General features: G+C 62.9%; 24 protein-coding genes. 12 read left to right on the top strand and 12 right to left on the bottom strand.

Annotated elements, in window-relative coordinates:
- Positions 1–70 precede the first annotated feature (70 nt).
- From FJ967_RS11155 to FJ967_RS11175, 5 genes are all read left to right on the top strand, one after another.
- On the top strand, positions 71–853 hold the full coding sequence (locus tag FJ967_RS11155; RefSeq protein ID WP_140731767.1) for a formyl transferase: 783 nt from the start codon (positions 71–73) through the stop codon (positions 851–853).
- 203 nt (positions 854–1056) lie between these two features.
- On the top strand, positions 1057–1359 hold the full coding sequence (locus FJ967_RS11160; protein ID WP_137933169.1) for a virulence factor: 303 nt from the start codon (positions 1057–1059) through the stop codon (positions 1357–1359).
- Positions 1352–1948 carry a methylenetetrahydrofolate reductase C-terminal domain-containing protein gene (locus FJ967_RS11165; protein ID WP_140731768.1) on the top strand — a complete coding sequence of 199 codons (597 nt, stop codon included), beginning with the start codon at positions 1352–1354 and terminating at the stop codon, positions 1946–1948. Before FJ967_RS11160 ends, FJ967_RS11165 begins: the two co-directional genes overlap by 8 nt.
- A complete protein-coding gene (locus FJ967_RS11170) occupies positions 1945–3036 on the top strand; it encodes a methylenetetrahydrofolate reductase (RefSeq protein WP_140731769.1) in 1092 nt (363 codons plus the stop codon). Before FJ967_RS11165 ends, FJ967_RS11170 begins: the two co-directional genes overlap by 4 nt.
- An 81-nt stretch (positions 3037–3117) precedes the next feature.
- A complete protein-coding gene (locus FJ967_RS11175) occupies positions 3118–4089 on the top strand; it encodes a methyltetrahydrofolate cobalamin methyltransferase (protein ID WP_137933172.1) in 972 nt (323 codons plus the stop codon).
- A gap of 79 nt (positions 4090–4168) precedes the next feature.
- Here the strand turns inward: FJ967_RS11175 and FJ967_RS11180 are convergent, their stop codons facing one another.
- A complete protein-coding gene (locus tag FJ967_RS11180; protein WP_246675250.1) occupies positions 4169–4411 on the bottom strand; it encodes a hypothetical protein in 243 nt (80 codons plus the stop codon).
- 89 nt (positions 4412–4500) lie between these two features.
- Between FJ967_RS11180 and FJ967_RS11185 the strand changes: the two genes are divergently transcribed.
- The 3 genes from FJ967_RS11185 (at position 4501) to FJ967_RS11195 (ending at position 8116) form a co-directional block, all read left to right on the top strand.
- The gene (locus tag FJ967_RS11185; protein ID WP_140731770.1) at positions 4501–6570 is read left to right on the top strand and encodes an ASKHA domain-containing protein; all 2070 of its coding nucleotides are present in this window, start codon (positions 4501–4503) and stop codon (positions 6568–6570) included.
- A 176-nt stretch (positions 6571–6746) separates the two neighbouring features.
- Positions 6747–6926, top strand: coding sequence for a hypothetical protein (locus FJ967_RS33345; RefSeq protein ID WP_348643090.1), 180 nt, complete (start codon positions 6747–6749; stop codon positions 6924–6926).
- A 242-nt stretch (positions 6927–7168) separates the two neighbouring features.
- Positions 7169–8116 carry an alpha/beta hydrolase gene (locus FJ967_RS11195; RefSeq protein ID WP_140731771.1) on the top strand — a complete coding sequence of 316 codons (948 nt, stop codon included), beginning with the start codon at positions 7169–7171 and terminating at the stop codon, positions 8114–8116.
- 44 nt (positions 8117–8160) lie between these two features.
- Here FJ967_RS11195 and FJ967_RS11200 read toward each other — a convergent pair whose 3' ends face one another.
- The gene (locus tag FJ967_RS11200; RefSeq protein WP_140731772.1) at positions 8161–8616 is read right to left on the bottom strand and encodes a DUF5680 domain-containing protein; all 456 of its coding nucleotides are present in this window, start codon (positions 8614–8616) and stop codon (positions 8161–8163) included.
- 141 nt (positions 8617–8757) lie between these two features.
- Positions 8758–9657: a LysR substrate-binding domain-containing protein gene (locus FJ967_RS11205; RefSeq protein WP_137933178.1), complete on the bottom strand. Its 900-nt coding sequence runs from the start codon at positions 9655–9657 to the stop codon at positions 8758–8760.
- A gap of 220 nt (positions 9658–9877) precedes the next feature.
- On the opposite strand from FJ967_RS11205, the gene FJ967_RS11210 reads away from it, so the two are divergent.
- A complete protein-coding gene (locus FJ967_RS11210) occupies positions 9878–10063 on the top strand; it encodes a hypothetical protein (protein WP_140731773.1) in 186 nt (61 codons plus the stop codon).
- A gap of 139 nt (positions 10064–10202) precedes the next feature.
- On the opposite strand, the gene FJ967_RS33350 is transcribed toward FJ967_RS11210, so the two are convergent.
- A complete protein-coding gene (locus tag FJ967_RS33350) occupies positions 10203–10652 on the bottom strand; it encodes a hypothetical protein (RefSeq protein ID WP_181175781.1) in 450 nt (149 codons plus the stop codon).
- Between the two features lie 175 nt (positions 10653–10827).
- Between FJ967_RS33350 and FJ967_RS11220 the strand changes: the two genes are divergently transcribed.
- A complete protein-coding gene (locus tag FJ967_RS11220; RefSeq protein WP_140731774.1) occupies positions 10828–11829 on the top strand; it encodes a GlxA family transcriptional regulator in 1002 nt (333 codons plus the stop codon).
- A gap of 31 nt (positions 11830–11860) precedes the next feature.
- Here FJ967_RS11220 and FJ967_RS11225 read toward each other — a convergent pair whose 3' ends face one another.
- The 4 genes from FJ967_RS11225 to FJ967_RS11240 form a co-directional block, all read right to left on the bottom strand.
- A complete protein-coding gene (locus tag FJ967_RS11225; protein WP_140731775.1) occupies positions 11861–12643 on the bottom strand; it encodes an ABC transporter ATP-binding protein in 783 nt (260 codons plus the stop codon).
- Positions 12640–13413: an ABC transporter permease gene (locus tag FJ967_RS11230; protein WP_140731776.1), complete on the bottom strand. Its 774-nt coding sequence runs from the start codon at positions 13411–13413 to the stop codon at positions 12640–12642. The genes FJ967_RS11225 and FJ967_RS11230 overlap by 4 nt, the downstream gene beginning before the upstream one ends.
- 68 nt (positions 13414–13481) lie before the next feature.
- The gene (locus FJ967_RS11235) at positions 13482–14429 is read right to left on the bottom strand and encodes an ABC transporter substrate-binding protein (protein ID WP_140731777.1); all 948 of its coding nucleotides are present in this window, start codon (positions 14427–14429) and stop codon (positions 13482–13484) included.
- A 141-nt stretch (positions 14430–14570) separates the two neighbouring features.
- Positions 14571–15365: a class I SAM-dependent methyltransferase gene (locus FJ967_RS11240; RefSeq protein ID WP_140731778.1), complete on the bottom strand. Its 795-nt coding sequence runs from the start codon at positions 15363–15365 to the stop codon at positions 14571–14573.
- 89 nt (positions 15366–15454) lie between these two features.
- Here FJ967_RS11240 and FJ967_RS11245 point away from each other — a divergent pair, with 89 nt between their 5' ends.
- Positions 15455–16303, top strand: a complete 849-nt coding sequence (locus FJ967_RS11245; RefSeq protein ID WP_140731779.1) for a hypothetical protein — start codon at positions 15455–15457, stop codon at positions 16301–16303.
- A gap of 46 nt (positions 16304–16349) precedes the next feature.
- Here FJ967_RS11245 and FJ967_RS11250 read toward each other — a convergent pair whose 3' ends face one another.
- From FJ967_RS11250 to FJ967_RS11265, 4 genes are all read right to left on the bottom strand, one after another.
- On the bottom strand, positions 16350–17198 hold the full coding sequence (locus FJ967_RS11250; protein WP_181175783.1) for a DUF1194 domain-containing protein: 849 nt from the start codon (positions 17196–17198) through the stop codon (positions 16350–16352).
- A 94-nt stretch (positions 17199–17292) separates the two neighbouring features.
- Entirely contained in the window at positions 17293–19854 is a 2562-nt protein-coding gene (locus FJ967_RS11255) for an FAD-dependent oxidoreductase (RefSeq protein ID WP_140731781.1), read from the bottom strand.
- 180 nt (positions 19855–20034) lie between these two features.
- Complete coding sequence (locus tag FJ967_RS11260) at positions 20035–20784, bottom strand: siderophore-interacting protein (RefSeq protein WP_246675251.1); 750 nt, start codon at positions 20782–20784, stop codon at positions 20035–20037.
- Positions 20781–21806, bottom strand: coding sequence for a pyridoxamine 5'-phosphate oxidase family protein (locus tag FJ967_RS11265; protein WP_140731782.1), 1026 nt, complete (start codon positions 21804–21806; stop codon positions 20781–20783). The genes FJ967_RS11260 and FJ967_RS11265 overlap by 4 nt, the downstream gene beginning before the upstream one ends.
- 173 nt (positions 21807–21979) lie before the next feature.
- On the opposite strand from FJ967_RS11265, the gene FJ967_RS11270 reads away from it, so the two are divergent.
- The gene (locus tag FJ967_RS11270; protein WP_140731783.1) at positions 21980–22801 is read left to right on the top strand and encodes a helix-turn-helix transcriptional regulator; all 822 of its coding nucleotides are present in this window, start codon (positions 21980–21982) and stop codon (positions 22799–22801) included.
- Positions 22802–22809: the final 8 nt, after the last annotated feature.

Here is a 22809-nt window from a genome sequence, read left to right on the forward strand (position 1 = left end):
GCACACCAAGGATTAACCCGCCTACCCTAAGGTCCGGCCGTCACAGTTGGTCCCAGGGGTGGCAAGATCAATGGCAGCTTCGCAATCCAATCCACGCCCCATCGTCGTCGTCACCGGCGGCGGGCAGCATGTCTGGGCCATGATCAACGACATCGCCGATCGCGTCGGTCCTGTCAGCGTCGTGCTCGAAACGCCTGAATCGAAAAAACAATTGTTGCTCGGCCGGGCCCGCCGCCAGGGCTGGGTATCGGCCATGGGCCAGCTTGGCACGATGGTGTTGAGCAGGCTCGGCAAACGGGTTCTGGCCAGCCATTGCGCACAGGTGATTGCAGAGGAAAAGCTTGAGGTCGAGCCGCGGCCAGGGCAGGCGATCATCCGCGTAGCCTCGGCCAACGGCCCCGAATGCCTGAAGGCGATCCAGAACCTTCAGCCGGGCGTCGTGCTGCTCAACGGCTGCCGGCTGATCTCCAAGGAGATGCTGGGCAAAATGCCTTGCCCGGTGCTCAACTACCATGCCGGCATCACGCCGAAATATCGCGGCATGAACGGCGGCTATTGGGCTCTGGTATCAGGCGACGCCCAGAATTTCGGCACCACCGTCCATCTGGTCGACGCCGGCGTCGACACCGGTGGCGTGCTGAAGCAGGCCCGCGGCAAATCGAAAAAGGGCGACACGATCTCAAGCCACGCGCTGCGTCAGACGGCGTTCTCACGCGACATCTGCGTCGAGGCGATCAACGATGCGCTGGCCGGAAGGCTGACGACGTTCGATCCCGGGCTGCCATCGAAACAATGGTATCACCCGACGATCTGGTTCTATCTCTGGAAGGGCATCCGGACCGGCGTCTGGTAGCGTCTTTCCAGTCCTGAGCCGCGAGCTCAAGGCCGGCTTTTATGTCACGCCGGACCCGCCGCCGCGCATGCCGGAAACGAATAAGACCACCTTTCATTTTACGACATCCAAATGCGTCGCTTTTGAATGCGCGCGCGTCGTCCCATAACAAGCGGGTCGGTACGGCTTACGGCAATGCTCGGTGGATCGAGGAGTGAGAATTCATGGCCGACCTAATCGTCGTCTACTGGCGCGACATCCCTGCCCAGGTCATCGTCAAGAAGGGCCGGCAGAACGCCAAGCGCGAACTGCCGTTGCGCTTCACCGAAGCGATCGACATGTGCGCCATGCGCACCGGTGCAGGCGGCACCGACGACTATCTGGCCGAATGGCGCAAGGCCGATCCGGTTCCCGTCGGCGACGATCTCGAAGCCGAGGTCGAGAAGGCGTTCCACGAACTCGACGCGAAATACGACCGCGAGCGGCTGGTCGCTCTGGTCAAGGCGGGCGGAAAAGAAAATGTCTGATCCTCAACCGGCGGTTACCCAGGCCACATTGGTCAAGAAGGCAGCGCCGAAGTCCGACTACAAGCCGGCCGACGTATCGCCGCAGCGGCGCGTGCAGCGTTCCTTCGCGGTGCGGCTGTGGTCGATCAGGCATTCCCGGTTGCTCGAATGGTTCTACAGCAGGTTCGCCGACGCCTTCCTGCTTTTGCATCCCTTGTGGAAAGGCATCGGCTACGGCCGCGTCGAGGCCCCGATCAAATTCGTCGAGAAGCGGGTCAAGGGCTTCATGTTCGATTGCCGTATGTGCGGCCAGTGCGTTTTGTCATCCACCGGCATGTCGTGCCCGATGAACTGCCCCAAGCAGTTGCGCAACGGCCCTTGCGGCGGCGTGCGCGCCAATGGCAATTGCGAGGTCGAGCCCAACATGCCCTGCGTTTGGGTCAAGGCCTGGGAAGGCTCGCAGAACATGGTGCATGGCGACAAGATCCTGACCGTGCAGAAGCCGGTCGACCAGTCGCTGCGCGAAACGTCGGCATGGCTGCGCGTCACCGCGCAGGCCGCGGCGACCCGTGAGGCCGCGGCCAATGCCGGTTCCGGAGCCGCCGCATGACCGGCCGCCAGCGTGACGAGAACCCGGCGGGCATTCACCTGCCGCTCGATCCCCTGCCCGGCCATTCTTCGCGCGGCCGGCTGGAGCGCGTGCTGCGGCGCGGCGAATTCGCCGTCACCACCGAACTCAACCCACCCGACAGCGCCGATCCCGAAGATGTCTACAACCGTGCGAAGATCTTCGACGGCTGGGTCGACGCCATCAACGCGGTCGATGCGTCCGGCGCCAACTGCCACATGTCCTCGGTCGGCATCTGCGCGCTTTTGACCCGCATGGGCTACGCGCCGATCATGCAGATCGCCTGCCGCGACAAGAACCGCATCGCCATCCAGGGCGACGTGCTGGGTGGTGCCGCCATGGGTGTCGCCAACATGCTGTGCCTGACCGGCGACGGCGTGCAGGCCGGCGACCAGCCCGGCGCCAAGCCGGTGTTCGATCTCGATTCCATGTCGCTGCTCGAAACCGTCCGCATCATGCGCGACAACGGCAAATTCCTGTCAGGACGCAAGCTGACGACGCCGCCGCAGGTTTTCCTCGGTGCGGCCGTCAACCCGTTCGCGCCGCCCTTCGACTTCCGCCCGATCCATCTCGGCAAGAAGATCGCCGCCGGCGCGCAATTCGTGCAGACGCAATATTGCTTCGACGTGCCGATGTTCAAGACCTTCATGCAGAAGGCGCGCGATCTCGGCCATACCGAAAAAGTGTTCATCCTGTGCGGCGTCGGCCCGCTCGCTTCCGCCAAGACGGCAAAATGGATCCGCTCCAACGTACCGGGCATCCATATTCCCGATGCCATCATCAAGCGGCTGGAAGGCGCCCAGGACCAGAAGAAGGAAGGCAAGCAGCTCTGCACCGACATCATCAACGAGGTGAAGGAAATCCCCGGCGTCTCGGGCATCCATGTGATGGCCTACCGCCAGGAGGAATATGTCGCCGAGATCGTCGATGAATCGGGCGTTCTCAAGGGCCGCCAGCCCTGGAAGCGCGAGATCCGCCGCGACGACCAGATGGTCGCCGACCGGCTCGACCGCATCCTGCACGACGAGATTACCGAAACCCAGGTGGACATGGTGAAGACCGCGCATTGAGAGCGTGGAACGGCCACCAATCGCTTGAACGACAAGAGATAACGATATAAAGAACTCTTTATATCATGACGGAGAGATTTCATGACCCGGACCATCGTTGCCTCGGCAACACGAGAAATCATCATCGGCTTCGACCAGCCCTTCTGCGTGATCGGCGAGCGCATCAACCCGACGGGCCGCAAGAAGCTCGCCGCCGAGATGGTGGCCGGCAATTTCGAAACCGTCATCAAGGACGCGCTTGAGCAGGCCGCCTGCGGCGCGACCATGCTCGACGTCAACGCCGGCGTCACTGCCGTCGACCCCAACGCGACCGAGCCGGCGCTGCTGGTGCAGACGCTGGAGATCGTGCAGGGCCTGGTAGACCTGCCGCTGTCGATCGACAGCTCCGTCACCGCGGCGATCGAGGCTGCGCTGAAGGTCGCCAAGGGCCGCCCACTGGTCAACTCCGTCACCGGCGAGGAAGAGAAGCTCGAGGCCATCCTGCCGCTGGTCAAGAAATACAACGTCCCCGTCGTCGCCATCTCCAACGACGAAACCGGCATTTCGATGGATCCCGACGTGCGTTTCGCCGTCGCCAAGAAGATCGTCGAGCGCTGCGCCGATTTCGGCATTCCCGCGCATGACGTCGTCGTCGATCCGCTGGTCATGCCGATCGGCGCGCTGGGCGACGCCGGCCGCCAGGTATTCGCGCTGCTGCGTCGGCTCCGCGAAGAACTCAAGGTCAACACCACTTGCGGTCTGTCCAACATCTCGTTCGGCCTGCCGCACCGCCACGGCATCAACGCTGCCTTCATCCCGATGGTGATCGGCGCCGGTATGACGTCGGCCATCATGAATCCGGTTCGCCCGCAGGAAATGGAAGCCGTGCGCGGCGCCAATGTGCTGAACGGCACCGACGAGAACTGCACCAACTGGATCCGCACCTACAAGGATTACAAGCCAGCCGAAGGCGGCCATGCGGTCGCCGCGCCCGTGGCGGTCACCGCGCCGGGCGATGGCGCCGCCGGTGGCCGCCGCCGTGGCGGCCGCGAGGCACGGATGGGTCGGGGATAAGCGCGCAATCGTGAAATCTGACGCCAACTTCACTGGTCCGATCGTGCTGTTCATGCCGTCGGGCCGGTGTGTGTTGCGATCAGGCCATATCCGTGATGGTGTCGAACAGCGCCATCGCGGCCCACGAGCCGAAAATGCCGGTCACGCCACCGACGATGAAATCGTCGTCGGCCGCGGGCCAGACCGCGTGAAGAACCAAGGTACCGAGCACCGCGCCGACGATGCCGGCCGCCAGGTATTGCGGATTGCGCAGCCATGGTCCCTTGAGCAGGCGCACCATCGTGAAAGCGGTGAAGACGGCCGACAAAAGCAGATCGGACATGATTGGCCTCTGGACCATCAGACATTCCGCCCAAAGGTGAAACGATCCGTTAAACGGCATCGTCAATTGATATCGAGATCCGTAGCAGCATGAACTCTCCCGCAAACATCACCGATCCGCTCGTGCTGTTCATGCCGTCGGGCAAACGCGGGCGGTTTCCTGTCGGCACGCCCGTGCTCGACGCCGCGCGCCAGCTCGGCGTCTATGTCGAAAGCGTGTGCGGCGGGCGCGCCACATGCGGTCGCTGCCAGATCGAGGTGCAGGAAGGCAATTTCGCCAAGCACAAGATCACCTCCTCCAACGAGCACATCTCGCCCAAGGGCCCCAAGGAAGAGCGCTACGAACGCGTGCGCGGCCTGCCCGAACGCCGCCGCCTCTCCTGCTCGGCTCAGATCCTGGGCGATCTCGTCATCGACGTGCCGCAGGACACCGTCATCAATGCCCAGACCATCCGCAAGGATGCCGACACCAGGGTCATCGCCCGCGATACGGCAATCCGCATGTGCTATGTCGAGATCGAAGAGCCCGACATGCATAAGCCGCTCGGCGATCTCGACCGGCTCAAGATCGCGCTGATGAAGGATTGGGGGGTCAAGAACCTCGAATTCGATTTCTATCTGCTGCCACAGGTGCAAGGCATATTGCGCAAGGGCAACTGGACGGCGACCGCCGCCATCCACAAGGATGCCGACAGCGACATCGCGCGCGTCATCGCGCTGTGGCCCGGCCTCAAGAACGAGGCCTACGGGCTGGCCTGCGACATCGGCTCGACCACCATCGCCATGCATCTGGTGTCGCTGCTGTCAGGCCGCGTCGCCGCCTCGTCGGGCACGTCGAACCCGCAGATCCGCTTCGGCGAGGATCTGATGAGCCGCGTCTCCTATGTGATGATGAACCCGGATGGCCGTGAAGGCATGACGGTCGCCGTGCGCGAGGCGATCTCGGGCCTCGTCGACAAGGTCTGCGCGGAAGGCAATGTCCAGCGCAACGACATCCTGGACAGCGTCTTCGTCGGCAATCCGATCATGCACCATCTGTTCCTCGGCATCGATCCGACAGAGCTTGGCGGCGCCCCCTTTGCGCTCGCCGTCTCGGGCGCGGTGCGCATCAAGGGTTCCGATATCGGCTTGAAGCTCAACCAGGGTGCGCGCCTCTACATGCTGCCTTGCATCGCCGGCCATGTCGGCGCCGACGCGGCGGCGGTGACGCTGTCCGAAGGCCCGCACCGCCAGGACGAGATGATGTTGATCGTCGACGTCGGCACCAATGCCGAGATCGTGCTCGGCAACCGCACCCGCGTCGTGGCAGCCTCATCGCCCACCGGCCCGGCCTTCGAGGGCGCCGAAATCTCCGGTGGCCAGCGCGCGGCGCCCGGCGCCATCGAGCGCGTGCGCATCGATCCCGAGACGCTGGAGCCGAAATACCGCGTCATCGGCTCGGAACTGTGGTCCGACGAGCCAGGCTTCCTCGACAGTGTGCAGGCGACCGGCGTCACCGGCATTTGCGGCTCCGGCATCATCGAGATCGTCGCCGAGATGTATCTCGCCGGCATTATCTCCGAGGACGGCGTCGTCGATGGATCGCTGGCCGCGCGTTCGCCTCGGGTCGTCGCCAACGGCCGCACCTTCTCCTATGTGCTGAAGGAAGGCGAACCGAAGATCACCATCACCCAGACCGACGTGCGCGCCATCCAGCTCGCCAAGGCAGCACTTTATGCCGGCACCAAGCTTTTGATGGAAAAGCAGAACACCGAGCATGTCGACCGCATCCATTTCGCCGGCGCCTTCGGTTCCTTCATCGACCCGAAATATGCCATGGTGCTGGGCCTGATCCCCGATTGCGACCTCGACAAGGTTTCCGCTGTCGGCAACGCCGCGGGTGCCGGTGCGCGCATGGCGCTCTTGAACCGCGGCTATCGCCGCGAGATCGAGGAGACGGTGAGCCAGATCGAGAAGATCGAGACCGCGCTGGAACCGAAATTCCAGGAGCATTTCGTCTACGCGATGGCCCTGCCCAACAAGGTCGACCCGTTCCCGAAACTGTCGGCGGCGGTAAAGCTGCCGCCGCGCAAGGCGGTCAGCGAGGACGGCGTCGCCGGCGACGCCACCCCGCGACGGCGCTCGCGCGAGGACCGCGCGGCACGGCGCGGTCGCGACTAGGCTTCTCCCCAGCTCAAGACACAAATTCATTTGCATGCAAATGTTTCCGGATCAGGCGATCCGGAAACCGAAACGCTGTTTTCGTGAAATCCGCCCGATACATAACCAGCGCATTTAGCGGCCATCGAATGGCGGCCGAGGACAATCCCGGGCCGCTGCTTTCAAGGGAGATGACAATGTTCGGAAATCTCGGCCGCTTCGGTGCGACCATCAGGCAGACCCGCGCCAGGAACAAGGCGATCCGCGACCTCAACAGCCTGCCGGCGCATGTCCAGAAGGACATCGGTTGGCCGGCCTCGCCGCCGAGCGACCCGCAAGCGGCTCTTGCTTCGTTGCTCCTGGGAACGGCGCGCTGATGACCTTCACCCAGAAGTGCAAGCTGCTGGCCAGGCGCCGGGGATCTCGCACGTCCCCGGCGGCAACCAGCAACCGGTTGCGCGCGGCCCTTTTGCCGCGCCGCTGACCTCGCCTGCGCAAGCAGCGTGGATCACCGCGACGTGTGGACACGGCGTAAAACTTGACATTTCGCGACAACACACGATCTTCGGAGAAAGTGGGGGTTCTCTTAGTCGGCTGCAGCCGAAGTCCGTGTATCCGCATGCCAAGTTTGAAAAGCCACGTCGTTTCCTTCGTGCTCAGGCATAGCCGCAAGAAGGCTTTTTCCAGTCCGGAAAACCTCCAGCGCTGGATCGCCTGCGCGCGCAAGACCGAAGATCATCATCCGCCTGCCCTGCTGCGCCAGCGTTTCGACATCACCACCCGCACGGTCGACGGCTTCCCGGTCTACGAGATCGCCCCCAGGGCCGGCGAACGAAAGCGGATCCTCTATCTGCATGGCGGCGCCTATGTCTTCGAAATCACGGCCTATCACTGGCACCTGATCGCCGACATGGCGGATCGGCTGGGCTACGCCATCACCGTGCCCATCTATCCGATCGCGCCCGAGCACGATTTTCATGCCATGTTCGGCATGGTCGGTGACGTCTATCGCCGGATGCTGGACGAGACGGAGGCCGAGGACATCGTCTTCATGGGCGATTCCGCCGGCGGCAACATGGCCGTGGTGCTGACCATGATGGCGCACGAGGAAGGCCTGCCCCTGCCGTCGCGCCATGTGCTGATCTCGCCGGGGCTCGACATGTCGCTCGCCAATCCGGAAGTGTTCGAGGCAGAGCGCAACGACCCTTGGCTTGGCATTCCAGGCGGGCTCGAGGCGATCCGCATGTATAGCGCCGGCATCGACCGCGGCGACTGGCACATAAGTCCGCTCTACGGCAACCTTTCAATCCTGCCGAAAACCCTGCTTCTGACCGGCTCGCATGATCTGCTCAGCCCTGACAATCTGATCTTCGCGGAGAAGGCCCGGGCCGCCGGTGTCGAGATCGACGTCGTCTACGAGGAAGGCATGTTCCACGTCTGGCCGCTGATCGACATGCCCGAAGCAAGGCGAGCCCGTCAGCACATCGTCGCGTTCCTGACCGGCGAAACCACACCGTCACCGAATTGGGCTGTGGCATGGCCGTTGCAGCGCCAGACTGCCATATGATCGTTTGCGGCACGTCTGCGCATGTGGGCGATCAATGGTTACGGTTATGGCCTGATGAGTCCGCCATGGTATTCTAGCCGATAGACTTCCCTGTCTTCGACGTAGATACGCTCGATTCCGCGAAACCCCTCGACGCTCTCGTTGCTGTTGTCAACGTAACGGTATTGTCGAACGGTATATTCGAAAACACCGAGGAATCTGCCGAGCCCGTAGAGGGCGGACAATGCCTCCCTGATAACCGCACCGGCGGCGGTTGCGTCGATCAATTCCGGCTCGAGCACACGGCCATAGTAGTTCATGGCCCAGATAGGATCGTCATTTTTCCAGACAAGTTCCTGTCCAAGAAAATCGGTACCGCCAAAATAGCTGTCCAGATAGCGCCAGGCGCCCCGCTTGTAGCAAATGTCATGTGAGCCTGTCCGGCATGAGGGTGACGGGCTGCCGCCTCCAACATATGTCGCTGATTTTGCTTCCACGATAAACGTCTCAAGGCCATCCATGATACATCCGCTCAATGGAACATAGAAAGAACATTCCACAGATGCACAGCTCTGCCAAGAGCCGCGTTGCCAAGAATGACAAAGGCGACAACCGAATTGGATCGGGCGCCCTCCGAAGACAAAGGACGAGCGATGCCCCGTTCAGAACTTGCCGGTTTCCCGGAACACTTCGAAGGTCGCGCGGATGTGGTCGGCGACGGCCTTGACTGGTGCGCTGGCGTCCGGCGCCACCACCATGGCAAGATTGTAGGTGCCGATATCGGGCATGCCGTCCTTGGGGCAGAGTTCGACCATGTCGTTGCCAAGGAACGAGCGCGGCAGCGGCGCGACGGCGAGGTCGGCCATGATCGCGGCGCGCTGGCCGGCTGTATGTGCGCTCATATAGGCGACGCGATAGTTGCGCCCCTCGCGTCCCAGCGCATCGAGCGCGCCGGCCCGCCAGGCGCAGCCCTCCTCCCACAGCGAAACCGGCAGTGGCTCGCGCAGATGCGCGCAGCCGCCCTTGGCGCCGGCCCACACGATCGGCTCCGTCAAAAGCACCTCGGCGCCGAGCGCGCTGGTCTTGTAGGAGTTGGTCAACAGCGTGATGTCGAGCGCCCTGTCGTCCATGCGGCGGCGCAGATTGCTGCTCTGGTCGATGGTGACGTCGACGGCGATCGAGGGATGCGACTGCGCGAAACGCTTCAGCACGTGCGGCAGCACGCGCTCGCCATAATCATCCGGCGAGCCCAGCCGCACGACGCCGACAATGTCGGGAATGATGAATTTCGACACCACCTCGCGGTTGATCGACAACAGCCGGCGGGCATAGCCGAGCAGCATTTCGCCATCGGTGGTCAGCGTCACCGAACGCGCGTCGCGCGCAAACACCGAGCGGCCGAGAATATCCTCGAGCTTCTTGATCTGCATGGAAACCGCCGACGGCGTACGGAACACCGCATTGGCCGCGGTGGTGAAGCTGCCGGTTTCCGCAATTGCCACGAAAGTGCGCAAAACGTCGAGGTCGAGCAGCGGCAGCGGATGATTGAGTGGGGCGTTCATGGCGATCAGCCTTCAATTTTTCTGATACAAAGCATCATTCCATTTCGTTTGATTGAACATCAGATCAGGAGCATAGTCAACTCCATCGAAGCAGCATGCTGCCAAAAGCGGTCACCAAACGACCACGAGGCAGACCCGCATTCGACATGAAATGAAGCTGAAACAGACCTGACGTAACGCATTGCCGGCGCTTTTCGCGCGCCGCAGCAAGGAGATCGAAATGTCTATCCTGTCGTCCCTCGGCCGCATCGCGACCGAATTCAGCGCGGCCCGCGCCCGCTACCAGACCGAACGTGCCATCCGTTCCCTGCCGATCGAATTGCAGAAGGATATCGGCTGGCCCCAGGCTTCCGACACCAAGACCGGCACTCGCAACGGCATCGGATCCTGGGCTGGAGCAAAGTAGATCGTGTGTACCCCGTGCTGAAGGCCTGCCGCGCGACCGCCCGGCAGGCCTTCCCTATTTTATTTGCATTCAAACGACTTCAGGAGCCATGCTGCCGCTGCATGGCGCATATGAGCAAGCTGCATAGCAGCACATTTTTCTAGATAACACACTGTAAATACTCATAAATATCGGATAGGCCGGCCGCAGCCCGCCCGAATATGTCGCATTCGGTGTCGCTTTTCATATCAAGCGCTTCGCTTTTGCGATTTAGTTTTTGCTCACACAAGCCTATATCACCGTCAGCAAACGAGCTGCCCCACTCCATCAAGCGAAGGCGACCCGTCTGAGCAACCGATTGGAGATGACCATGAAGCTTTTTGCCCGCCTCTTCCCCCGCCGCGAGATGAACCTGACCACGGCTCTCGAGCGTCAGCGCCTTGCCAAGACCATGCCTGGCCAGACCGGCGCCATGGCTGCCGCGCGCCTCGGCTTCGTCGCCTGAGGATTTCTTAAGGCAGCGTTCCCTGCCGCTGCCTTGTACCTGTAGCGCCGCCTGGCTCCAGCCACGGCGGCGTTTTTGTTGCCCCTTGGCACTGCGGATGTCCATCGAACCGCTGGCAAGCCGCGCTGCGCCCTTCGCCGCCGGTCAATTGCCCATTTGCGACCCATGTCGCAAATATAATCCCTCCCAGCCAGCGTAGCCGATTGACAAGCATGGTTTTTCCTGATGTCGCTATGCTATTCGCGACATCCTGTTCGCGCCATGGCCAGATGAGGTTCCCGTGAACGCCGTCAAGCATCCGATCAAGCGATCGTTTGTGTTCTTCCTTGTCCCCGACTTCACCATGATCGCTTTTGCGACCGCGCTGGACCCGCTGCGCTCCGCCAACCGCATGCTTGGCTACGAGGCCTATCGCTGGCGCCTCGCCAGCATCGATGGCAAGCCGGTGCGCGCCTCGAACGGTGTCGAATGCGCGGTCAACACCTCGCTCGAGGAGGAGCGCAAGAAGATGGCGGGGCCCGATCGCCCCAACATGGCCATCGTCTGCAGCGGCACCAATGTCGAGCGCTATCAGAACAAGTCCGCCTTTGCCTGGCTGCGCGAAGAGTACAATCGCGGCGTCGCCGTCGGCGGCCTGTGTACCGGTGCGCATATCCTCGCCGCCGCCGGGCTGCTGTCGAACAAGCGCTGCGCCATCCATTGGGAGAACCTGCCGGGCTTTTCCGAGGCTTTCCCGAAGGCCAATGTTTTCGCAGACCTCTTCGAGATCGACCAGAACATCTACACCTGCGCCGGCGGCACCGCCGCGCTCGACATGATGCTGAAGCTGATCGGCGACGATTTCGACGAAAACCTCGTCAACCGCGTCTGCGAGCAGGTGCTGACCGACCGCGTGCGCAGCCCGACCGACCGCCAACGCCTGCCGCTGCGCGCGCGCCTCGGCGTGCAGAACTCGAAAGTGCTGACCATCATCGAACTGATGGAGGCCAATCTGTCCGAGCCGCTGTCGCTGATCGAGATCGCCGACCATGTCGACCTGTCGCGACGCCAGATCGAGCGCCTGTTCCGCACCGAGATGGGCCGCTCGCCTGCCCGCTATTACTTGGAAATCCGGCTCGACCGGGCCAGGCATCTCCTGATCCAGTCGTCGATGCCGGTGGTCGAGGTGGCTGTCGCCTGCGGTTTCGTCTCGGCCTCGCATTTCTCGAAATGCTACCGCGAGCTCTACGCCCGCTCGCCACAGCAGGAGCGCGTCGACCGCAAGCAGTTGCTGGCTGCGTGATTCGACAGGTTACGGCTCAAGTTTCGGCCGGCTACACCTGCGCGGTCCGCATCGCCTCGACGCGGATGTCCTCGGTCAGCTGTGCCTTCAGCGTCGAGAATTCCGGGCTGGTCTTGAGCGTGTAGTGCCTGGGATGCGGCAGGTCGATGGCGACATCCGATTTGATGCGGCCGGGCCGCGCCGTCATTACGATCACGCGCGAGGCCATGAAGATCGCCTCCTCGATGTCGTGGGTGACGAACAGCACCGTCTTCTTGCGCCGTTCCCAGATGCCGAGCAGCAATTCCTGCATCAAACCACGCGTCTGGTTGTCCAGCGCCCCGAACGGCTCGTCCAGCAGCAGGATTTCCGGATCGTTGGCCAGCGCGCGGGCGATCGCGGTGCGCTGCTGCATGCCGCCGGAAAGCTGTTTCGGCCAATGATTCTCGAACCCCTTCAGCCCGACGAGGTCGACATAGGAGGCTACGATCCCGTCCCGCTCCTTCTCCGCCATGCCGCGCTCACGCAAGCCGAATGCGATGTTTTCGGCGACCGTCAGCCAGGGAAACAGCGTGTAGGACTGGAAGACCATGCCGCGATCCGGCCCTGGTCGCGTCACCGCCTTGCCGTCGAGCAGCACGCGGCCCTCGCTCGGCGCTTCCAGGCCGGCGACGATCCTCAGCAGTGTCGACTTTCCGCAGCCGGACGGCCCCAGAATGGTGATGAAATCATTCGCCGCGACCGTCAGGTCCACCGGCATCAGCGCCTTGACGGGCTCCCCGCCCCGCACACCTGCAAAAGTCCGCGAAACGCCCTCTATGAGAAGCTTGATCACGCCAGGCTCCATGGAAAGAGCCAGCGGTTGAAAGCCTTGAAGGCGAAGTCCGACAGCAGTCCGATCAAACCGATGACGATGATGCCGAAGATGATCTGCCCGGTCGCCAGCCGCGACTGGCTGTTGATGATCATGTAGCCGATGCCTGAGGAAGAGCCGATGAGTTCGGCGACGATGACATAGGTCCAGGCCCAGCCAAGCACCAGCCGCAGCGTCTCGGCGATCTCGGGCGCATTGGCGGGCATGATCACCCGCCTGACGATGCCGTTGTTTGTCGAGCCCAGAGTATAGGCGGCCTCGACCAGGTCGCGCCGCGTCGACCCGACCTTGACGGCGATGATCAGGATGATCTGGAACACCGAGCCGACGAAGATGACCAGCAGCTTTTCCAGTTCACCAATGCCGGCCCACAGGATGAGCAGCGGAATGAAGGCCGAGGCCGGCAGGTAGCGGGCAAAGGAGACGAACGGCTCCAGAAACGCCTCTACCGGCTTCCAGGCGCCCATGGCGATGCCGAGCGGCACCGCGACCACCGACGCCAGCACAAAGCCCCCGAACACACGCCAGATTGTGATCAGTATGTCGAGCCAGAAACGATCCTCGACCAGCAGCCGCCAACCATCCCTCAGCATCGACAGCGGGTCGGCCAGGAAGATGCGGTTGACGTGGCCGCCAAGCGTGATCCAGGCCCAGAAGGCCACGAACAGCAGGAAAAAGGAAATGCCGAGCACGGTTCGCAGGCCCGGCGAGACAGGATGCAAGGGGCGCATCTTCGACCTTTGTCAACGGCAAGGCGGCGGCGCCGGGCGCCACCGCGCTCTGCCCAGGGGTTGAACCGTCAGTTCGCCACGGCGCTGGTGTCGGCCAGCGTGGTGACGTCCGGCGCCTCCTTGATCAGCCCCATCTGCAGCAGCAGTTCGCCGGCGGTCTTGGAAAAATCGGGGAATTCCTTGGTGAAGAACTCCTTGTTCTCCGCCTTGTCGGCCCATTTCAGGTACTTCGCCGAATCCTCGAATTCCTTGGCCGACTGTTTCACGTCCGCACCCATGATCTCGTAGGATTTCTGCGGATCCTTCTTGATCAGGTCGAGCGCGTCGAAATAGCTGTCGGCCAGCGCCTTGGCCGCGTCGGGATTGGCCTTGAGGAATTCGGGCGTGCAACCGACCGTGTCGAGAACCATGGGATAGTCGAGCGTGGTCGCCAGGATATGGCCCTGGTCGGCCTTGTCGCGAACCGCCGAGATGAAGGGCTCATAGGTGACCGCGGCATCGTTCTGGCCGGCCAGGAAGGCCTGCGCCGCCGCGTCCGGCTCCAGATTGACCACCGTCACATCCTTGGTCGACATGCCGTTCTTGTTCAGCACCCAGGCCAGCAGGAAATAGGGCGACGTGCCCGGCGCCGAGGACGCGACGGTCTTGCCCTTGAGGTCGGCGACGCTCTTGATGTCGTTGCGCACCACGATGCCGTCGGCACCATAGGATTTGTCGAGCTGGAAGATCTGTTTGGTCGTCACTCCGCTGGCATTCCACACCAGCCAGGTCTCCACCGTGGTGGCGGCGCATTGCAGGTCGCCGCTGGCGATGGCGAGGGGGCGGCTGGCCTGCGGCACCTTCTTCAAGGTGACGTCGAGGCCGTGTTTCTCGAACAGCCCTGCCTGCTTGGCAAGCGTCAGCGGCGCAAAGCCGGTCCAGCCGCTGATGCCGATGGTGAGGGATGTGGCGGCCATCGCCGGCGCCGAGAGACCCGCGGCAAGTGTCAATGTCGCGGCAAAAACAATATTTTTCATAAGAGTTCCCCTTTTGTTTCTATGAGGGAAATTGTTCACAGACGCCAACCGGCTTGTCAATCAACAGGAATGTGTTCAGTCCCGGCACGGATTGTTTGCCGGCTCTGGCTCGTCGTTCTGGAAGACCATGCCAGCTTCCCGCTAGTGTCGCGGCGAGCCAAGCAGAAGGATCGGGCAGCGATCCGCGACCGGATAGCTCCCACTCGGCACCAGACGGACATCGGCGAAATAACGCGAAGCCTCGGCTACGTGAATGGCTTCGTTGAGCCAGCAACAGATCGTCTCGGAGCCCCGGTAAAGCTCGATGAAGCTGAAGGCGTCCGGCGGCCACCCGCCCGCCGCCATCAAATCCTTCCGATCGCCGAACATCTCGTCGATGGCATCCAGAACAGCCGACATCTTCAAGCCATAGTCGGGCGCCGCGGCAGGAAGCGACAGCGCGCTGCGCAGAACGATCTCGGCGAGCGCCATTACCCTGCCACTCAGCGCATCGGCCCTTATTGCATCGAGCGGCTCGCTCCTGGCCGGGCGCGCGAAAAGCCGGATGCCCGCGCGACCGCCCGGTCTCAGCACCCTGGCCATTTCCTCCAGGCACCGAAGCCGCTGGGCCTCGCTCGTCACCGCCGAAAGACAGCCGTCACCGACAATGGCATCGAGGCTCTTGTCCGGCAATGGAAGATCGAGCCAGTTTCCCAGAACGGCCTTGCGAGTGGCGTCGTCGCCAATCCACAGCGCACCGATCATATGCGGGTTGGCATCGATCGCCACCAGTGACTTGCCGAGCCTGGCCAGTTCCGGCGTGACGCCAAGAAGCGCCATCTCCGCGCCATCCGTATCGATCTGACGCTTCAGCACGCCGACGACATCCGGGGGCGGCCGCAGAGGCGCTTTTATGAGATCCCATGTCCGGAACAGGTTGGCCCACAGGTCGGACATGCCCTCTCCCCCGTTGTCTCACGCACTTTGCCCCGGCAGAATCCTGTATATTATCATCTGCTGAAGTGAAAGACGGCCGGGGGGCCTGAATGGCGCACATCGTAGTGATCACGCATGAGTACGATCGGTTGGTCGAGCGAAAGTTCTTCCGGCGATCCGACAGCGGCTATATGATCCATGCAGTCCTCGAAGACCTGCGCTCACGCGGCCACACGTGGACGATCGCGCACGGCCCTTCGAACACGATAAAGGGGGATGTCGCGGTCCTGCACGTGGACGCCACGCGCGTCGATCCTGCCTATGTCGAATATGGAAGCCGCTTTCCGCTATGCCTCAATCTTGCGGTGACCGACATCTCGAAGGGGCGGATCAGCGAAGCGAGAGTAGCCCCTGGTGACGGATGGACAGGACCGATCATCGTCAAACCGCTCCTGAACAGCGGTGGCGTGCCGGAAGAACGTCTCAATCGCCGAGCCCTGCGGGTGGGCAAGCCGCTGCCCTTTCCCACCGCCAAAGTCATGAAAGAGTACCGGGTGTTTGACCGGGCGCCGGAGGTGCCCCCGGGTTTCTTCGCCGACCCTGACCTTCTCGTCGAACGGTTCATGCCCGAAGTAGAGGAAGACGGTTTCGCATTGCGCTTCTGGGTTTTTTGCGGCGACTATGATTTTTGCGGGCGCTTTATTTCACGCACCTCCATGGTCAAGGGCCCTGGCGTGTTCCGCAGCGAGCGTTGTCCTGTCCCTGAAGACCTGCGCCTTCGCCGCGAGCAGTTGGGCTTTGATTACGGCAAATTCGATTTTGCCGTGCATGATGGCAAGTCCTACCTGATGGACGCCAACAAAACGCCGGGAAGAGTCCCCAAATCGGCAGGCGAAGTCGCCTCGATGACTGGCATGGCCAGCGCATTCGAAAAAATGATCCGAAACGTGCTCGGCTGAATTTCCCCGACATCGATACGTGGGCAAGATGACGGCGCCGCGCAACTCAGCGGCTGTCGGGCGCCCAGCTACGGTTACGCCACATTTTCTCGCCGATCTGGCAGTCGGCGGCGGGCTTGTCCTGCGCCAGCACAACTGGCGGATGCGCGGCCTCTTCAGCCGCCCATTGCAGCGAGGCCGGGCCGGCGAGCTCCAGTACCAGCTTGCGGCGGATGGCTTCGGGAAATTGCGTCCAGTCATTGACCGGAATCATGAAAGCGCCGGGCCCGCCGATGACGCAGTCGCTGTAATAGCGGTCGAGATCGCCAACGTCATAGGCACCGGAAAAGCCGCCTCGGGTCATCAGCGGCAGGCCGTTGATGATGATGCCTTGCCTGACCACGCCGTCGCGGGCGAAATTGACCGGCGCGCCCTGGTTGTTCGGTCCGTCGCCCGAAATATCGATGACGCGCTTGGTTCCCCGGTAGCCGCTTTCGGCGAAAAGGTCGCTGCCGAATTCCAGCGCGCCGGAGATCGAGGTGCGTCGCGCGCTATTGGGCGGCTGGGCGGACAATTGCGCGACCACGCTTTCGGCGTCCGCCCGGCTCGCAATCACCGTCCACGGCACGATGACGCGTTGCCAACTTGTGCCCGCCCATTCGACATAGGTGACGGCGATCTTGCCATAGGCGCCATCGGCGATTGCCTGCAGCACATTGTCATGGGTCAGGGCCGCGGCGTAACCATGGCGCTGGATCTCCAGCTCGTCCGCCGACATCGACAGCGATACGTCCACCGCGAGCACCAGTTCGACATCGACCGGCTCGTCGGCACGGGATGCCGGCGCCAGCCAGAGCGTCAGCGCCAGTGCGGCACAGCCGGAAAGCAGATGTCTTGCACCGGGAAAAGCAGACATGACGCGAGGGTAAGCCAGAATCGCCCACCGAAAAAGAAAAAAGCCCGGCCGGAGCCGGGCTGATCCAAACTATTCGAGCGCCGATGCCAGGCGATCAACTCCTCGGCTTGAGGTTCTCCGGATCGTAGAGCGGCTTGTAGCCGACGCTCGCCACCTCGACCGGATAGGTCTCGCCGAAATATTCGACATTGAGCTTGCGGCCTTCCTGCGCATAGGCCCAGGGCAGATAGGCAAGCGCGATGTTCTTGCCGATGGTCGGGCCATAGGCGACCGAACTGGTGAAGGAGCGGCGGCCGAGTTCGTCGACCAGCGTCTCGCCGGTGACGGGATCGAGCACCGGCATGATACCGACCGGATAGCGCGCCACGCCCTTGGCGTCGGTGTTGCCGGTCATCACCAGCGTGCACAGCATCGCCGGCTGGTGCTCTCGGGCACGGTATTCGAGATGCTTGGCCTTGCCGCAGAAATCGTTCTCCTTGACCTTCGGGCGGGCGAGATCGGCTTCCAGCAGATTGTACTCTGTCAACAGGTCGGCATTCTGCAGCCGCAGGCTCTTTTCCATGCGGCGCGTATTGGCATAGGTCTCCACGCCGAACGGCATCACGCCGGTCGAGCGCAACGCGTCCCAGACGGCGAGACCGTCCTCGTAGCGCATATGCAGTTCCCAGCCCTGCTCGCCGACATAGGAGATGCGGAAAGCGGTGACGTCCTTGCCGCCGATCCGGATCGGCTTGATCGCGGCAAAGGGGAAGTTTTCGAGCGACAGGCCCTCGGGGTCCTCAACCACCTTCTGCAAGGTCGTGCGCGCATTCGGACCCCAGATGCCGATGGTGACGTATTTTTCCGTCACATCGGTGACCGTCGCGTCAAACCCCTTGTCCTGCGCGGTGCGCTGCATATAGCGGAAATCGCGCGGGCCGGCGTCGGCGCCGTCGATGACGCGGCAGCGATCGGCCATGCGGATGACGGTAAAGTCGGCGCGCACCATGCCTTCCTCGTCGAGGAAGTGGGTGTAGATGCCCTTGCCGATGTTGTTGTCGCCGCCGACCTTGGCCGCGCACAGCCATTCCAGCAGCGCGACATGGTCGGGTCCTTCGACATCGTACATGGAGAAGTGCGACAAGTTGACGATGCCGACATCCTCGCTCATCGCCAGGTGCTCGGCATTCGAGACCCGCCAGAAATGGCGATTGTCCCATTCGTTCTCGCGCACCGGGACGCGGTTGCCGTATTTCTCCAGCAGATGCTCGTTGGCGGCATAGCCGTGGGCGCGTTCCCAGCCGCCCAGTTCCATGAAGTAGCCGCCGAGTTCCTTCTCGCGCTCCCAAAACGGCGAGCGCCTGATGTTGCGGCCCTTGGAGAACGGCTCGCGCGGATGCACCGCCGGATTGTAGACCTTCATCGCCGTCTCGGTGCAGCGGTCCCAGATAAACTGTTCCTTGGTCTGGTGCGGATAGAAGCGCGCATAGTCGACGGCGTGATGGTCGATCGCGGTGCGGCCGTCGGTCATCCAGTCGGCGATCAGCTTGCCCATGCCAGGGCCGTCCTTGACCCAGATGGCGACGGCGTACCACACTCCCCTCACCTTCTGGCTCTCGCCCATCGACGGGCCGCCATCGGCGGTCACCTGCAGCAGGCCGTTGAAGGAATGGCTCTCGTTGTAGCCGAGCTCGCCCAGGATCGGCGTCAGCTCCATGGCGCGCTCCAGCGGCGCCAGGATCTGTTCCATGTCGAGATCGCGCTGCGACGGCGACAGACGGGCCTGGTCTTTCTCCAGCAGGTCGCGCGGGTGGCAGAGGCGCGGATTGGTTTCCTCGTAATAACCCCATTCGATCTGGCCGCCCTCGGCGGTCTTGGGGTCGCCAGTGTCGCGCATATAGGCCGAATTGCCCTGGTCGCGCAGCAACGGCCAGCCGATCTCCTTGCCGGTGCCGGCGAACTCATTGTAGGGGCCGAAGAAGGTCAGCGGGTGGTCTATCGGCATCACCGGCAGGTCTTCGCCGACCATCTCGGCGATCAGCCGGCCCCAGATGCCGGCGCAGACGATGACATAATCCGCTTCGATCGTGCCGCGACCCGTGACCACGCCGGTAATGCGGCCATCCTTGACGATCAGCGACGTCGCCGAGGTGTTGGCGAAGGATTTGAGCTTGCCCGAGGCTTCGGCCTGGTCGACCAGCTTGCCGGCGACCGTCTGCGAGCGCGGAATGACGAGACCGGCGTCCGGATCCCACAGGCCGCCCTGAACCATGTCCTGTTCGATCAGCGGGAACTTTTCCTTGATCTCGGCCGGTTCGATAAGGCGGGCGCGTGTGCCAAAAGCTTTCGCCGAAGCGATCTTGCGCTTGATCTCGTCCATACGGCTGTGATCGCCGACGCGGGCGACTTCGAGGCCGCCGATGCGCGCGTAATGACCCATCTTCTCGTAGAAATCGATGGAGTAGAGCGTCGTCCAGCAGGACAGGAAATCGTGGCTGGTGGTGTAGCAGAAGTCGGAAGCGTGCGCGGTCGAACCGATATCGGTCGGGATGCCCGATTTGTCGATGCCGACGATATCGTCCCAGCCGCGTTCGATGAGATGATGCGCGATCGACGCGCCGACAATGCCGCCGAGGCCAATGATGACGACCTTCGCCTTTTTCGGAAACTCTGCCATTGCCCGCGACTCCAAGGTGATAAAGCGCGCGGACTATAGGGCGGAGCGGTGGGGTGATTGAAGCCTGTTTGCGACATTGGAACGACGCGCGTCCATCAGGGCGCGCAAACTGCGCTTCCGGGAACCCAATGAGATGGCAAAAAGCCGCGCGACCTCGGGGTGAAAAGCCTCTTTCGAAGCTCAATCCAGCCCGGTCTTGCCCGGTGCCCAATAAGCCTTGGCTTTGATGCGCGACGACCCGGCGCCCGCCGCCTTCAGCGCACGGCTCAGATGCTGGATCGACTGAGCCTTGCCCGTCAGCACGAAATGCGCGCCTCGGGCGACACGGGAAGACATTTCGGCGGCAATAGCCGTAAGATGCGCGTCGCCTGCGGCACGCGCAATCAGGCTGGCGCCGATGAGGCCTGTCGCCTCCAGCACCGACCGCGATTGCGTGACGTCTGTCGTCTCGAACAGGTAGCTTGCATCCAGTCCCGGCGTGGCGCGCAGTGCGGCTGCCAGCGCGAAGGACGTTTCATCGCCAAACAGCACCAACGGTGCCGCCGGACCGGCAAGGTCAAGTGAGCGGCGCGGCCCGAAGAACTGGCAGGCGTCGCCCTCGCGCATCCCTTCGGACCACCGGCTGCCAGGGCCCTCGCCATGCGCGAAGACCAGCAGCCGTGTCTTGCCGCGCTCGCCGTCCCACCACGTCGGCGTATAGGTGCGGGTGGTCAGACCGGTCCCCATCGATATCTGGAGCTTCTGGCCGACGGACCAGGCGACGCCTTTGAGCGCCTCGCCTTCCAGATCGACGAGCCGGAAACGTGGCGACAGCACCTCGACGGCCGCGATGCGCGCGGGGCGCATCATCCATCGAAGCAAGGTCCGCGTGACATAGCCTGGCTGGGCCGCGGGCGGGACGTCCTGCGAGCGCTCGGTCTGATCAATCAAGGCTTTACTCCATTGCAGGCGGCGTGGGCTCGCCCAGCGACGGTCATGCCGCAATCCCGACGTGCCCTCTCCAGACCCTTTCGCAGAAAATCGGAAGCGCCGGGAACCGACAGCGCCGCGCTCGCCAACTCGGCTCCAACGCCCCTGTCCCGATCGATGTATCGGGCGAACGACAGGGCAGCCTGCGTTACGGGTGCACCGGGCCGCTCGAGGCGCAGAAGCGTCGGACTTTCCAAGGTCGTGACGACGGCATCCTCAATGACTGCTGCCAACGCCGAGGTCTGGTCATGGAAGACAAATTGCGGTTCGGTCGCCCAGTCGGCGGTTATGCGCGCATTGCCCGAAACGCGAGCGATCTGACCTGCACCCAGGACCATCAGGATGGCAGCGGCTTGAGGCCGAACAAGTCTGGGAAAGCGATCGGTGGCGTGGTCCGAAACATGGCTCAAGCCAATGTCGATCCTCGCCAGTATGCCGGCTGGATCATCCCTTGGGCTGAGTTCGACGCGTCCTTCTTCGTCGACCGTTGCCAGCGCCATGAAATGACTGGCGGCGGCAAATCCACGAACACCCCGCGGCGCCAGCGCCGCAAGCAACGACGTCCAGAATTCTGAACGGATCAGCACTTTGCCGCTGTGGCCGTAGCACTCCTCGACCGCGATGCGGATCACGCCATCGCTCACCGCTCTCACTGTACCGTTGACGCGCATCGCTTCATCGATGCAGGGCAGCAGGAACAGCGCGCCAAATCCCTGGCCGGGCACGGCCAGTTCCGGATCGTCTAGCCGGTCGACAGGCAGGCGCAACTCGTAGGCATCGGCTTCGGCAAAGCCAGCCTCGCCGCCGCCAGGCGTCACGCCGAGCCCGGATGCATCGCCGAACGCCGCGAACATCAGCGGCGAAGCCGCGATCCAGCGCAGCGCGACGCGATCGAGATGGCCGATGACATGGACGTTGATCGGCGGCGGAACTCTGCCCACGCTTGACTTCAACAAAGCGGCGGTATCGATCGGCTTGTTCATTGCAACACCCTGCTCTCGGCGGAGACACGGCCCGCCTTGAGTGGCCCGTCCCCTCCATGATCGCCTAATGGGTCATTCCCTTGGGTTCGATAGCATTACGCCATTGAGCGATTGGCGGCATCGGGCAAATATGACAGAATGTTTTGAAATCCTGCCAAACTCAGAACTCCCCCATGCCGATCCTCGACAAGCACCCCAAGCCAGCCGATTTCCCCAATCCCGACGATGTGCCCCGTCCCGTCCTGATCTACGGCGTGACGCTGGAGACTGGCGTGATCGAACTCAGCCATCACAGGCATCGCAAGGCTCAGTTGCTGGTCACGTTGCGCGGCGTCTTCACATGCGAGGTCGAGAGCGGGCTGTGGCTGGTGCCCCCGCATTGCGCGATCTGGATTCCCTGCGACGCGATGCATGCCATCAAGGCGTCCGGGCCGATCGAAGGTTACAACGCCTTCATTGACCCGGTGGCTACGAAGGCTCTGCCCTCGGCCTGTTGCACCCTGTCGGTCTCGCCGCTGCTGCGCGAATTGCTCGTCCGGGGCGCCAGCTTTCCGCTGGACTATCCCGAGGGCGGTCGGGAATCGCATCTGGGCACGCTGCTCCTCGATGAGATCGCGGTGGCCCCGGTCGAGCGTCTGCATCTGCCGATGCCCAGGGACGATCGGTTGCGTCGCATCGCCGAGGCGATGATGGCCGATCCCGCCGATCGCGGCACGATGGAGATTTGGGCGAAGCGCTTCGGGCTGAGCGAGCGCACGCTGGCGCGCATTCTCAACCGCGAGACCGGAATGAGCTTCGGCCGCTGGCGCCAGCAACTGACGATCATGCTAGCTCTGCAGTGGATGGCCGCGGGCGCTTCGATCCAGAGCGTGGCGCTCGATCTCGGCTACGAAAGCGCGGGCAGTTTCGTGACCATGTTCCGCAAGGTGTTCGGCACGTCGCCGGGCCGCTACATGGCGGAACGGCGCGGCATCGTGGCCACGGGCGAAGGCTAGGCCTGCAG

Origin of the sequence: Mesorhizobium sp. B2-3-4 (genome assembly GCF_006442315.1) — a bacterium.
Classification (GTDB): Bacteria; Pseudomonadota; Alphaproteobacteria; order Rhizobiales; family Rhizobiaceae; genus Mesorhizobium.

Excerpts from the sequence above, each read along its gene's own strand:
- FJ967_RS11155 (WP_140731767.1), top strand. The coding sequence starts at position 71 with ATGGCAGCTTCGCAATCCAATCCACGCCCCATCGTCGTCGTCACCGGC.
- FJ967_RS11160 (WP_137933169.1), top strand. The coding sequence starts at position 1,057 with ATGGCCGACCTAATCGTCGTCTACTGGCGCGACATCCCTGCCCAGGTC.
- FJ967_RS11165 (WP_140731768.1), top strand. The coding sequence starts at position 1,352 with ATGTCTGATCCTCAACCGGCGGTTACCCAGGCCACATTGGTCAAGAAG.
- FJ967_RS11170 (WP_140731769.1), top strand. The coding sequence starts at position 1,945 with ATGACCGGCCGCCAGCGTGACGAGAACCCGGCGGGCATTCACCTGCCG.
- FJ967_RS11175 (WP_137933172.1), top strand. The coding sequence starts at position 3,118 with ATGACCCGGACCATCGTTGCCTCGGCAACACGAGAAATCATCATCGGC.
- FJ967_RS11180 (WP_246675250.1), bottom strand. The coding sequence starts at position 4,411 with ATGTCCGATCTGCTTTTGTCGGCCGTCTTCACCGCTTTCACGATGGTG.
- FJ967_RS11185 (WP_140731770.1), top strand. The coding sequence starts at position 4,501 with ATGAACTCTCCCGCAAACATCACCGATCCGCTCGTGCTGTTCATGCCG.
- FJ967_RS33345 (WP_348643090.1), top strand. The coding sequence starts at position 6,747 with ATGTTCGGAAATCTCGGCCGCTTCGGTGCGACCATCAGGCAGACCCGC.
- FJ967_RS11195 (WP_140731771.1), top strand. The coding sequence starts at position 7,169 with ATGCCAAGTTTGAAAAGCCACGTCGTTTCCTTCGTGCTCAGGCATAGC.
- FJ967_RS11200 (WP_140731772.1), bottom strand. The coding sequence starts at position 8,616 with ATGGATGGCCTTGAGACGTTTATCGTGGAAGCAAAATCAGCGACATAT.
- FJ967_RS11205 (WP_137933178.1), bottom strand. The coding sequence starts at position 9,657 with ATGAACGCCCCACTCAATCATCCGCTGCCGCTGCTCGACCTCGACGTT.
- FJ967_RS11210 (WP_140731773.1), top strand. The coding sequence starts at position 9,878 with ATGTCTATCCTGTCGTCCCTCGGCCGCATCGCGACCGAATTCAGCGCG.
- FJ967_RS33350 (WP_181175781.1), bottom strand. The coding sequence starts at position 10,652 with ATGGACATCCGCAGTGCCAAGGGGCAACAAAAACGCCGCCGTGGCTGG.
- FJ967_RS11230 (WP_140731776.1), bottom strand. The coding sequence starts at position 13,413 with ATGCGCCCCTTGCATCCTGTCTCGCCGGGCCTGCGAACCGTGCTCGGC.
- FJ967_RS11235 (WP_140731777.1), bottom strand. The coding sequence starts at position 14,429 with ATGAAAAATATTGTTTTTGCCGCGACATTGACACTTGCCGCGGGTCTC.
- FJ967_RS11240 (WP_140731778.1), bottom strand. The coding sequence starts at position 15,365 with ATGTCCGACCTGTGGGCCAACCTGTTCCGGACATGGGATCTCATAAAA.
- FJ967_RS11245 (WP_140731779.1), top strand. The coding sequence starts at position 15,455 with ATGGCGCACATCGTAGTGATCACGCATGAGTACGATCGGTTGGTCGAG.
- FJ967_RS11250 (WP_181175783.1), bottom strand. The coding sequence starts at position 17,198 with ATGTCTGCTTTTCCCGGTGCAAGACATCTGCTTTCCGGCTGTGCCGCA.
- FJ967_RS11255 (WP_140731781.1), bottom strand. The coding sequence starts at position 19,854 with ATGGCAGAGTTTCCGAAAAAGGCGAAGGTCGTCATCATTGGCCTCGGC.
- FJ967_RS11265 (WP_140731782.1), bottom strand. The coding sequence starts at position 21,806 with ATGAACAAGCCGATCGATACCGCCGCTTTGTTGAAGTCAAGCGTGGGC.
- FJ967_RS11270 (WP_140731783.1), top strand. The coding sequence starts at position 21,980 with ATGCCGATCCTCGACAAGCACCCCAAGCCAGCCGATTTCCCCAATCCC.